Raw genomic sequence first — 11,566 nt, 5'->3', positions numbered from 1 at the left:
GCATGGTGCCGCATGACCTACAGCGAGCTTCAGGTCACCACGCATTTCTCGTTCCTGCGCGGCGCATCTTCCTGCGAGGAACTGTTCGCCACCGCCGCGCTGATGGGGATGCCCGCGCTCGGCATCACCGATCGCAACTCGGTCGCCGGCGTGGTCCGCGCGCTCTATGCGTGCGAGCAGCTGAAGGTGAAGCACGGCCTCCACATCCGCTCCATCCCGGGCTGCCGGCTCGATCTGGTCACCGGCGAATCCCTGCTCGTCTGGCCGGAGGATCGCGCCGCCTGGAGCCGGCTCACCCGCCTCCTCACGCTCGGCAAGTCTCGCGCTGACGCGCGGCGCGGCGAAAAGGGGCAATGCTTCCTCCATTGGGAGGATGTCGCCGCGCATGCCGACGGCCTCGTCGCCGCGCTGGTACCGGGGCGCAGCGGTGCGGCGCCGACCGCGCTGGCCGCCACCACCGACATCTTCGGCAAGCGCGGCCACATCTGCCTCACCCCCTGGCGCCGCCCGGGCGAGCGGCGGCGCTTTGCCGAGACGGCGCAGGCCGCCACCGCCTACGGCCTCACCCCGCTCGCCACCGGCGATGTGCTCTACCACCGTCCCGATCGCCGGATGCTGCAGGACGTCGTCACCGCGATCCGCGAGAAATGCACGGTGTACGAATTGGGCTTTCGCCGCGAACGCCATGCCGATCGCCATCTCCAGCCGCCCGATGAAATGGCGCGCCGCTTCGCCGCTTACCCCGATGCGCTCGCCGCGGTGGAGGCGATCGTCGAACGCTGCACCTTCTCGCTGCGCGACCTCGATTATCAATATCCCGATGAGATCATCATGTCGGGCCGCAGCGCGCAGGAGGCGCTGGAACGTCTGTCGCGCAACGCACTCACCCATCGCTTCGATGGCGCGCCGCCGGAGCCCTATACCCGGCAGCTCGAACACGAACTCTCGCTCGTCGCGAAGATGGGCTACGCGCCTTATTTCCTCACCGTAAACTCGATCGTCAGCTACGCCCGCTCGATCGAGATCCTGTGCCAGGGCCGCGGCTCGGCGGCCAATTCGGTCATCTGCTTCGTCCTCGGCATCACCTCGATCGATCCGGTCAAGCACCAGCTCCTCTTCGAACGCTTCGTCTCGGAGGAACGCCGCGAACCGCCCGATATCGACATCGATTTCGAGCATGAGCGGCGCGAGGAAGTGATCCAGTGGATCTACGAAACCTATGGCCGGGATCATGCCGCGCTGACCGCGGTGGTCAGCCGCTTCCGCACCCGCGGCGCGATCCGCGAAGTGGGCAAGGTGCTCGGCCTGCCCGAGGACATGACCTCCGCGCTCGCCGGCCAGGTGTGGGGCTGGTCGAACGAGGGCGTTCCCGACAGCCACGTACAGGCGCTTAACCTGGACGCCGGCGAACCACGCCTCGCGCTCGCGCTTGAGCTCGCCAAGGAGCTGATCGGCACGCCCCGCCATTTGTCGCAGCACCCCGGCGGCTTCGTCCTGACGCGCGATCCGCTCCACGATCTTGTCCCGATCGAGCCGGCCGCGATGGTCGATCGCCACGTCATCGAATGGGAAAAGGAGGATATCGAGCATCTTGGCTTCATGAAGGTCGATATCCTCGGCCTCGGCATGCTCGGCTGCATGCGGCGCGGGTTCGATCTGCTGGGTCAGCACAAGGGGATCGCGATGACGATGGCGAGCGAGCCCTTGCAGGACGATGATGAACCGACGTTCGAGATGATCCGCCAGGCCGATACGCTCGGGGTCTTCCAGATCGAGAGCCGCGCACAGATGAGCATGTTGCCGCGGATGAAGCCGAGGAATTTCTACGACATCGCCATCCAGGTCGCGATCGTCCGCCCCGGCCCGATTCAGGGCGACATGGTGCATCCCTATCTGAAGCGCCGCGAGGGCAAGGAGCTGGTCGAATATCCCAATGATGCCTTGAAAGCGGTGTTGCAGAAGACGCTTGGCGTGCCCCTGTTCCAGGAACAGGCGATGCAGGTCGCGATCATCGGCGCCGGCTTTACCCCGGGTGAGGCGGACTTGCTGCGCCGCGCGATGGCGACATTCAAGATGACCGGCGGCGTGGGCGAGTTTCGCGAAAAGCTGATCGCCGGCATGCGCGCCAACGGCATCTCACAGGCCTTTGCCGAACGGCTGGTGAAGCAGATCGAGGGGTTCGGCAGCTACGGCTTCCCCGAAAGCCACGCGGCCAGCTTCGCCAAGATCGCCTACGCCTCGTCATGGATGAAATGCCATCATCCCGACGTGTTCTGCGCGGCCTTGCTCAATGCCCAGCCGATGGGCTTCTATGCCCCCGCACAGATTGTCCGCGATGCCTGTGCGCATGGCGTCGAGATCCTGCCGGTGTGCATCATGGCCAGCGAGTGGGACACGGCGCTGCTGGAGGACCGCAGCGCGCAAAAGCCGCTCCGCCTCGGCCTGCGCATCGTCCACGGCCTGTCCGCCGCCGATGCCGGCAAGATCATCACCGCCCGTGCTGCCCGCCCCTTCACTTCGGTCGAGGATGTGTGGCGCCGCTCGGGCGTACCGCTCGCCGCGCTGGAGAAACTCGCCAAGGCGGATGCCTTTGCCGGCATGGGGTTCGACCGGCGACAGGCGCTGTGGGCGATCCGCGGCCTCGGCGACACCCCGCTCCCTTTGCTCGCCGCCATCGAGACGAAGGAGGATCCTGTCCACCTGCGCGCGCTCACTGCGGGCCGCGAAGTCGTGGAGGATTATCGCGCCACCCAGCTGACGCTTCGCCAGCACCCGCTCACCTTTCTGCGCGATCGCCTGCGTGAACGCTGCTGCGTCCGCTGTGAAGAATTGAAAACCATCAAGGAAGGCACGCTGGTCGACGTCGCCGGCATCATCCTCGTCCGCCAGCGGCCGGGCAGTGCGAAGGGGGTGCTGTTCATCACCATCGAGGACGAGACCGGCGTCGCCAACGGCATCCTTTGGCCCGACCGGTTCGAGGCGCAGCGCCGCACCGTCATGTCCTCCGCGATGGTCAGCATCCGCGGCCGCGTGCAGAAGGAAGGGATCGTGATCCATGTCGTCGCGGATCTGATCACCGATCTTACCTGGATGCTGCGCGAAGTGGGGGAGATCGACCTTCCCTCGCTCGTCGCCCGGGGGGACGGCGCCACGCACCCCGGCGCCCCCGATCGCGGCGACGCCGGGTGGAAGCCGCGCAACCGCACCGACTATCATTACAGAGACGGGCACTATCGCGACCGGCCGGAGGACGTGATTCCGATCCGCAGCCACGACTTCCATTGATCTTGGTAAAGCGATCGGCTTAGGCTTGACCCCAGCCGGCGACCGACCGGCAGATGGATAGGAGAGACCGCATGGCCACCGCCGCCCTCAGCCGCGAGCCCCAGATCGGCGTGACCGCGCACGTCCCGCTGCCGACCGACAAGGCCGCGTTCGACGCCGCGATCGTCGATCCCGACAGCTACGCCAATGAGGAACGCTACCACGCGATCTTCAAATATCTGCGCGAGGAAGCCCCGGTCTATTGGTGCGAACCGGAGGGCTATCGCCCGTTCTGGACGGTGTCGCGCCACGCCGACATCCGCCGCGTCGAACTCGACAACGAAACCTTCCTCAACGATCCGCGCCTGACGCTCGCCACCATCGCCGATGAGGAGCGCATCATGGCGCTGACCGGCGGCAACAAGCTGACGCGCAACCTCGTCAGCATGGACAATCCCGACCACAAGCACTTCCGCGCCATGACTCAGGGCTATTTCTCGCCCAAGCACATGAAGCAGCTGGAAGAGGATATCCGCACCCTCGCCCGCGACAGCGTGGAGCATATGGCCGCGCTTGGCACTCAGTGCGACTTTGCCAGCGAGGTCGCGATCTGGTTCCCGTTGCGCGTCATCATGCTGACGCTGGGCGCCCCGCGCGAGGACGAACAGTTCCTGATGAAGATCACGCAGGAAGTGTTCGGCGCGCAGGATTTCGATCACATGCGGCCCGAGGAGATGGGCGGCCTGTTCGCCACCATCGCCGAATTCAACGCCTGGTGCGACCGAATCACCGCCGACCGCAAGGCCAATCCCCGCGAAGACGTCTCCACCATCATCGCCAACGCGACGCTCACCGATGGATCGCCGATGGGGAATATGGAGGCGATGAGCTATTATCTCATCATCGCCGCTGCGGGGCATGACACGACCAGCTCTTCCACTTCCGCGGGGCTGCTGGAACTGATCCGTAACCCGGCCGAAATGAAGAAGCTGCGCGACGATCCCTCCCTGCTGCCCAACGCGGTGGAGGAGATGATCCGCTGGGCCAGCCCGGTGAAACACTTCTTCCGCACCGCCGCCAAGGATGCCGAGGTCGGCGGCGTGCCGATCAAGGCCGGCGACGGCCTCGTCATGGCCTATCCGTCGGCCAACCGCGACACTGCCGTCTTCGACGATCCCTTCACCTTCCGGGTTGACCGCGCGAACGTGCGGCAGCACCTGGCGTTCGGCTATGGCCCGCACCTGTGCCTGGGCCAGCACCTCGCCAAGCTGGAGATGCGTATCCTGTTCGAAGAACTCCTCGCTCGCTTCGATGATTTCGAGCTTGCCGGCGACCCGTCCTGGACCCGCGCCAGCTTCGTCAGCGGCATGAAACACCTTCCCATACGGTACCGCGCCAAGTGAGCCGACACGACCCCGAGAAACTTTACCCCGGCTTTCCGGGGACCGAGCCGAGCCAGCACCTGCGCACCATTCCGGCCTGTGCCGCGCTTGGCATGTGGCAACACGCCACCGTGGGCGAGCCGGTGTCGACGTCGCTCGACGCCGCTCTGCCGGCGGCGTGCGATCCCGACGGGCGCGTCTCGCGCGGCGCCGCGCTGGTGCTGGCCGATCAGGCGACCGCCGGCGGCGTCTTCACCACGCTGTCACGCCCCACGCCGATGATGACGCTGGACCTTCGCGTCGACTGGTTCGGCCCGCTGCCCGCCGCCGCCATCAGCTGCGTCATCGACGAAGTGACCCGCGAGGGCGATTTCGCCTTGTCGCGCGGCCGATTGGTTGCCGAAGGCAGGCCGATCGGTGCCGCCGTCGCGCGCTATCTGATCGGGTCGATGCCCGGCGGCACGCCTGGCCGGATGGATGAACGGCACGACGTGCTGCCGCCATCGCCCGCGCCCTGCTTCGCCGATTATCTCGGTGCAGAGGCGACGCCCGATGGCCTGGTCATGCAGCCGCGGGTCGAACATGTCGGCGCGCCGCTGCCCGCCTATCATGGCGGCGTCATCGCCGGCCTGCTCGAACATGCCGGCGTGTCGTCGATCGATGCAGCGTTCCGCCCGCTCGATATCGAGATCCGCTTTCTCGCGCCGGCACTGGCTACGCTGCCGCTGGTCGCGCGTGTTGTGCCCCGCCGCATCGGCCGCCGCGCGATCACGCTCGATCTGGAGGCGCATCAGGGCGATCCCAACCGCCCCGTCGCAATCGGGCGGATGCTGGCGATCACCGATCCTGCCGGCGATCCCGTCCGCCACGATCTGCCGCGCGGCTGACGCGGCGCGACCAGCATGGGGTGGGTCCTCCCCGCCCCATGCCGGATCGATCAACCCACCGTCTGTTCGATCACGCCGAAGATCGGATGATGCCGGTCATCCTCGGCCCAGATGCGGACGGTATCGCCCTTCTTCAGGAACGGCGTCACCGGCTTGCCACCCGCGATCGTCTCGATCGTGCGCACCTCCGCGATGCAGGAATACCCGACCCCGCCCTGCGCGATCGGCTTGCCCGGCCCGCCATCGGCATCTCGGTTCGATACCGTACCCGACCCGACGATCGTCCCCGCCCCGAGCGCGCGGGTCTTCGCCGCATGCGCGATCAGCGTGCCGAAATCGAACGTCATGTCCTCACCCGCCTCGGCGCGCCCGAACGGCTCACCGTTCAGGTCGACCATCAGCTTGCGATGCAGCTTGCCGTCCTGCCACCAGTCGCCCAGCGCGTCCGGCGTCACGAACACGGGCGAGAAGGCCGACGCCGGCTTCGACTGGAAGAAGCCGAAACCCTTGGCCAGCTCACCCGGGATCAGGTTGCGCAGCGACACGTCATTGGTCAGCCCGACGAGCCGCACCGCCGCCAGCGCCTCCTCACGGCTCGCCCCCATCGGCACGTCGCCGGTGACCACGACCACTTCGGCCTCCAGGTCGCAGCCCCAGCTTTCGTCCCCCAGCAGGATCGCGTCACGCGGGCCAAGGAAGCCGTCGGACCCGCCCTGATACATCAGCGGATCGTGCCAGAACGTCTCCGGCATCTCCGCCCCGCGCGCCTGCCGCACCAAAGCGACATGGTTCACATAGGCGGAGCCATCCGCCCATTGATACGCCCGCGGCAACGGCGACGCCGCCTCATGCTCATGGAAACGCAGCCGCGGGATCACTTCATGCTCAAGATCGGTCGCGAGGTTCTGCAGGTCCGGCAACAGCCGGTCCCAATCGTCCAGCGCCGCCTGCAATGTCGGCGCAATGTGGCCGGCATCGGCGCACCAGGCGAGATCGTTCGACACCACGACGAGCTTGCCGTCGCGGCCATGCTTCAGACTCGCTAGTTTCATCCGTCACCTCTCTTTCAGCCCTCCGGCATAGGCGCGCGCGGACGGCCAAGTCGAGAGCGGTACCCTACGCGATATCACCATAACAAAAGTTACTTGACCGTTCAGGCGGGGCTGGCGACAAGCGGCGCTGTAATTTTCCGGAGAGGTTTCGAATGTCGCTCGACCAGATTGCGGGCCGTTTCGCGTATAACGAGGATCATGAGGCGTTCCGCCAGACGGTGCGCAGCTTCCTCGCCAAGGAAGGCGTGCCGAACGCGGACCAGTGGGAAAAGGATCGCCTCGTTCCCAAGAGCTTCTGGCAGAAGGCTGGCGAAGTCGGGATGCTCTGCCCGACCGTGCCGGAGGCCTATGGCGGCCTCGGCCTCGACTTTGGCTACAATGCCATCGTCGACGAGGAAATGGCCTATTCGGGCGTCCCCGCCGGCTTCTCGCTCCAGTCGGACATCGTGGCCGGCTATATGGAGACCTACGGCTCTGAGGAGCAGAAGAAGGAATGGCTGCCTAAGATGGTGTCGGGCGACGTGATCACCGCGATCGCGATGACCGAACCGGGCACCGGCAGTGACCTTCAGTCGATCCGCACCACCGCGAAGAAGGACGGCAATCACTACGTCATCAACGGCTCGAAGACGTACATCACCAACGGTCAGAACACCGACCTGACCCTGGTCGTGGCCAAGACCGATCCGGACGCGCAGCCGGCCTACAAGGGCATGTCGATCATCCTGGTCGAAAGCGACCGGGAGGGCTTCAGCAAGGGCCGCAAGCTCGACAAGATCGGTCAGGACGCCGCCGACACCTCGGAATTGTTCTTCGAGGACGTGCGCGTGCCGATCACCAACTGTCTTGGCGAAGAGGGCATGGGCTTCATCTACCTGATGAGCCAGCTGCCGCAGGAGCGCCTGTCGATTGCTGTCAGCACCATGGCCTCCTCGCAGAAGGCGTTCGACGATACGGTCGCCTTCGTGAAAGAGCGCCGCGCGTTCAAGGGCGTGGTGTTCGACTTCCAGAACACCAAGTTTGTCCTCGCGGACCTCAAGGCCAAGCTTCAGGTCGGCTGGGCGCACCTCGACTGGGCGATCGCACGCCATCTGAAGGGCGAACTGACCAACGAGGAAGGCGCAGCCGCCAAGCTGTGGCACACCGACCTCCAGTGGGAGGTCATGGACAAGTGCCTCCAGTTGCACGGCGGCGCTGGCTATATGAACGAATATCCGATCGCCCGCATGTGGCGCGGCGCGCGTGTCAGCCGGATCTACGGTGGCACGAACGAGATCATGAAGGAAGTGATCAGCCGCAAGCTCTGAGCCCGGCCGGTTAGCCGACACACAGCACGCCCCGCGCGCCATCCGGCGGGCGGGGCGTCGTGTATCAGACGGCGGTTGAAGGAGTGATCCTCAGGCGGCGACCGCGCGTTCGCCGGTGCGCAGTTGCTCCACGAACCCATCGGTGCTTCGCCGCAGCCGCCGTGCCTGGTCGGACAGGGCGCCGGCCGCCTCGCGCACCTGCTGCGACAGCACGTCCGCCTCGTTGGCGGCCTCCGCCACCTGCGCGATCCGCTGCTCGATCATGTCCACACCGCGTGCCGCCTCGTGTGCGGTACGCTCGATCTGCCCCGCGACGCCGCGCTGACCGGACACGGCGCCCTTGATAGCATCGGCCGCGGCAGCCACCCGGCACACCGCGTCCGCCGCGCCCACGATGCTGGCCTCGGTCGAATCCACGCCGTGCCGCACGCTGCCGATCAGCGACACGATCTTCTCGCTGGCCCGCGCCGTTCCCCCGGCGAGTTGCTTCACCTCGCCCGCCACCACGGCGAAGCCACGTCCCGCGTCCCCGGCGCGCGCGGCCTCGATCGTGGCGTTCAGCGCGAGCAGGTTGGTACGCGTGGCGATCTCGTGGATCTCGCCTACCAGGCCATTGATGTCGCCGGCACGTGCGGCGAGATCCAGTACCGCCGCCTTGCCCTGTTCGGCATTGCGTTGAACGTCGCCGGTCAGCGTCGCCTGGGCATGCGCGCTCTCGGCAATTTCGCCGATCGAATCGGTCAGTCGGTGGACGGCATCGGCCACGTCCTGTGTCGCGCCGGCCGCCTGATGGGCACCTACGGCCACTTCGCTCGCTTGCCGCCCGGCCTCCGCCGCGATCCGGGTCAGCGTCGCGGCCGACCCTTCCAGCGTTGCCGAGGCACCCTCGATCGCCACCGCCACGCCCGCCACCGACCGCTCGAAGTCGTCGGCCAGCGCCATCAGCGCGCTCCGCCTTTCGCTCTCCAGCCGCGCTTCGGCCGCTTCTCGCCGCTGGCGCTCCGATTGTGACCGCTCGTCGGCCGCTTGCGCCGCCGCCAGCGCCGCAACCGCCCGGCCGCGCTCCACCTCGGCAAGCGCCAGCAGCCGCTCGCCCTCTTGGCGCGCCACGTCCTGCGCCACGATGAGGATGCGCAGCCGGGTGGTCAGATAGGTCAGCGCCGCAAACTCCAGCACCACCGCCAGCGCATGGAACAGCACGCGGTCCAGCGCGCCGCCATTTTCGAACACCCAGTTCGGCAGCACGTAGGACAGCACCAGATGGTGAAGCGCGATCAGGATCGCCGCCAGCGCCAGCGGCCGCCAGTCACACAGCACCGCGATCATCGCCAGCGCGACAAAAAAGTACATGTGCCCATCCATCTGCCAGGCCGAACCCGCCAGCAGATAGACGTAGATCGCCGGCATCGCCGCGGCGAGCACGCCGCAGCTCATCCGTGCGGCCAGATCATGCCGGCCACGCACCGCCAGAGCGGTCGGTATGATGTTCACCATCGCCGCCGCGGCGATTGCGAGCCCGGTTCCCGGCGCGTTCATCGCCGCGCCCCAGATCAGCAGCAGCGGCAGGCACAACCATCCCACCGCCGCGATGACGCGGATCCCGCGCATGCGCAGATTGTCTAGCGAGCTCATGAGGCACGCCCCCCGCAGATCAGCGACGGCGCCGCGATCGTCACTATTCCCGCCCGAAGCAGCGGCCAGAAGAGCGCGTCGCGCTCCCCCCGAACCACCATGCCGCCGCCGGGCCCCGCCGCCACCAGCCGCGCATCCTGCGCCAGCGCGAGGCGGGCGGTTGGTGCGTCTGGCCACAGCGGAATCAGCAGCATGTCGCCGCGCAGCGGGGGCGCCAGCGCCAGTACCGCCAGCGCGCCAGCGGCAATCGCGACCTGCCCGATGACAAGGCAAAGCCCGCGCGCGATCAGCGTATGCCGGAGAAAAACAGAACCCATACGGCTGCCTTTGGCCTGACGAGGGTTAGGACCAGGTAAAGCATGGCCGCGGGCCGTGGAGCGTCGGCCACTACCCGCGCCTCCTTGACTTTCTCGCGCAGGATCTGCATTTCAGCGTGATCGAGACGTTTGCAGCGTGATCGGGCTTCGTGCCCAGGCTCCGTCTCGGTCGATTGAACCGGCTTCCCAAGTCACGCGGGGTGTCTATTTTCCCCCGTTCCTGCACGTCCCATGACGTTGCGGGCTGCGACTATTTATAGGTTTATTGCATGTCATTCTCCGATCTCGGCCTCGCCGAGCCGCTTGTCCGCGCGCTTGAAGCAAAGGGCTATGAGACGCCCACGCCGATCCAGCGCGATGCCATCCCGACGGTACTCACCGGCCGCGACCTCCTGGGCATCGCCCAGACAGGTACCGGCAAGACGGCAGCGTTCGTCCTCCCCTCGATCCAGCGACTGCTCGGCAGCGAGAAGCGCGTTCTGCCGACGCATGTGCGCATGCTGGTCCTCGCCCCGACCCGTGAGCTGGCCAGCCAGATCGCGGACAATGCGAAGCTCTACGCGCGCCATTCGCGCCTGACCGTCGCCACGGTGTTCGGCGGCACCAGCATCAACAAGAACCGGCAGGACCTGTCGCGCGGCGTCGACATCCTCGTCGCCACGCCCGGGCGCTTGCTCGATCTGGTCGAGCAGGGCTTCTGCAACCTCACGATGCTCGAGATCCTGGTGCTGGACGAGGCCGACCAGATGCTCGACCTCGGCTTCATCCATGCGCTGAAGAAGATCGTGAAGATGGTGCCGCGTCGCCGTCAGACCCTGTTCTTCTCCGCCACGATGCCGACCTCGATCCGCGACCTGGCGGACAAGTTCCTGAATGATCCGGAAACCGTCTCGGTCGTCCCTGCCTCGACCACGGCGGAGCGGGTCGAGCAGCAGGTGGTGCTGGTCAATCAGACCGAAAAGCAGGCGCTGCTGACGATCCTGATTCAGGAAGAGAAGATCGACCGCGCACTGGTCTTCACCCGCACGAAGCATGGCGCCGACCGGGTCGTGAAGCTGCTGGCTGGCAACGGCATCGCGTCCAACGCGATCCACGGCAACAAGAGCCAGCCGCAGCGCGAGCGCGCGCTTGCCGCGTTCAAGAGCGGCGAAGTGCCGATCCTGGTCGCGACCGACATCGCGGCGCGCGGCATCGACATTTCGGGTGTCAGCCATGTATTCAACTTCGAACTGCCGAACGTGCCGGAGCAATATGTGCACCGCATTGGCCGCACCGCGCGCGCCGGTGCCAGCGGCATCGCCATTTCCTTCTGCGCCGACGACGAGCGGCCGTATCTGAAGGACATCGAGAAGCTGACCCGCCAGAAGGTGCCGCATCGCGCCCTGCCGGCCGATTTCCTGAAGCGCGCTGACGCGCTGAAGGCGGCGCGCGTCAAGGCGATCGGTGCCGATCCGGCGCCGCGTGAGGATCGTCCGCGCGGGCCCCGCCCGCCGGCACGCCCCAAGGCGAGCCATGCGCCGACGGCAACCCGCGACTATGCCAATGCCAGCCGCCGTGGCGGACCTGGTGGCCATGGCAGCGGACAGGGCGGTGGTCGCGGACGCGGCGGTCGCGGCCGTGGGCGCGGCGGCGCACGCACTGCCGCTCAGGCCTGACCTCACGCCAATTGCGCGCGGCCGTGCAACCCGGCCGCGCGTGATCGGTTGCCTCTCCTGAAGAAGGAGA

8 protein-coding genes are annotated in these 11,566 nt (G+C 66.8%); 5 read left to right on the top strand and 3 right to left on the bottom strand.

What is annotated here, in order from left to right; translation table 11 throughout:
• Positions 1–12: 12 nt before the first annotated feature.
• The 3 genes from CA236_RS12520 (at position 13) to CA236_RS12510 (ending at position 5,533) form a co-directional block, all read left to right on the top strand.
• Positions 13–3,285 (top strand): error-prone DNA polymerase, encoded by a 3,273-nt coding sequence (locus tag CA236_RS12520; RefSeq protein ID WP_125945855.1) that lies wholly within the window; start codon positions 13–15, stop codon positions 3,283–3,285.
• Between the two features lie 71 nt (positions 3,286–3,356).
• Entirely contained in the window at positions 3,357–4,667 is a 1,311-nt protein-coding gene (locus tag CA236_RS12515) for a cytochrome P450 (RefSeq protein ID WP_125945854.1), read from the top strand.
• On the top strand, positions 4,664–5,533 hold the full coding sequence (locus tag CA236_RS12510) for an acyl-CoA thioesterase domain-containing protein (protein WP_125945853.1): 870 nt from the start codon (positions 4,664–4,666) through the stop codon (positions 5,531–5,533). The genes CA236_RS12515 and CA236_RS12510 overlap by 4 nt, the downstream gene beginning before the upstream one ends.
• A gap of 50 nt (positions 5,534–5,583) precedes the next feature.
• On the opposite strand, the gene CA236_RS12505 is transcribed toward CA236_RS12510, so the two are convergent.
• Complete coding sequence (locus CA236_RS12505; RefSeq protein ID WP_125945852.1) at positions 5,584–6,585, bottom strand: fumarylacetoacetate hydrolase family protein; 1,002 nt, start codon at positions 6,583–6,585, stop codon at positions 5,584–5,586.
• Positions 6,586–6,737: 152 nt separating this feature from the next.
• On the opposite strand from CA236_RS12505, the gene CA236_RS12500 reads away from it, so the two are divergent.
• The gene (locus CA236_RS12500) at positions 6,738–7,892 is read left to right on the top strand and encodes an acyl-CoA dehydrogenase family protein (protein ID WP_046407286.1); all 1,155 of its coding nucleotides are present in this window, start codon (positions 6,738–6,740) and stop codon (positions 7,890–7,892) included.
• Positions 7,893–7,982: 90 nt separating this feature from the next.
• Here CA236_RS12500 and CA236_RS12495 read toward each other — a convergent pair whose 3' ends face one another.
• Together CA236_RS12495 and CA236_RS12490 are read right to left on the bottom strand one after the other, a co-directional pair.
• Positions 7,983–9,524 (bottom strand): methyl-accepting chemotaxis protein, encoded by a 1,542-nt coding sequence (locus CA236_RS12495; protein WP_125945851.1) that lies wholly within the window; start codon positions 9,522–9,524, stop codon positions 7,983–7,985.
• Complete coding sequence (locus tag CA236_RS12490) at positions 9,521–9,841, bottom strand: hypothetical protein (RefSeq protein WP_241212639.1); 321 nt, start codon at positions 9,839–9,841, stop codon at positions 9,521–9,523. Before CA236_RS12490 ends, CA236_RS12495 begins: the two co-directional genes overlap by 4 nt.
• Positions 9,842–10,110: 269 nt before the next feature.
• Between CA236_RS12490 and CA236_RS12485 the strand changes: the two genes are divergently transcribed.
• Positions 10,111–11,496, top strand: a complete 1,386-nt coding sequence (locus CA236_RS12485) for a DEAD/DEAH box helicase (RefSeq protein WP_046407281.1) — start codon at positions 10,111–10,113, stop codon at positions 11,494–11,496.
• Positions 11,497–11,566 lie beyond the last annotated feature (70 nt).

Source organism: Sphingomonas sp. ABOLG, assembly GCF_003950435.1.
GTDB classification, from domain to species: Bacteria; Pseudomonadota; Alphaproteobacteria; order Sphingomonadales; family Sphingomonadaceae; genus Sphingomonas; species Sphingomonas panaciterrae.
This window is presented reverse-complemented; position numbering and strand designations above follow the sequence as displayed.

Coding starts and splice junctions, on each gene's coding strand:
- CA236_RS12500 (WP_046407286.1), top strand. CDS start 6,738: ATGTCGCTCGACCAGATTGCGGGCCGTTTCGCGTATAACGAGGATCAT.
- CA236_RS12515 (WP_125945854.1), top strand. CDS start 3,357: ATGGCCACCGCCGCCCTCAGCCGCGAGCCCCAGATCGGCGTGACCGCG.
- CA236_RS12485 (WP_046407281.1), top strand. CDS start 10,111: ATGTCATTCTCCGATCTCGGCCTCGCCGAGCCGCTTGTCCGCGCGCTT.
- CA236_RS12505 (WP_125945852.1), bottom strand. CDS start 6,585: ATGAAACTAGCGAGTCTGAAGCATGGCCGCGACGGCAAGCTCGTCGTG.
- CA236_RS12520 (WP_125945855.1), top strand. CDS start 13: ATGACCTACAGCGAGCTTCAGGTCACCACGCATTTCTCGTTCCTGCGC.
- CA236_RS12490 (WP_241212639.1), bottom strand. CDS start 9,841: ATGGGTTCTGTTTTTCTCCGGCATACGCTGATCGCGCGCGGGCTTTGC.
- CA236_RS12495 (WP_125945851.1), bottom strand. CDS start 9,524: ATGAGCTCGCTAGACAATCTGCGCATGCGCGGGATCCGCGTCATCGCG.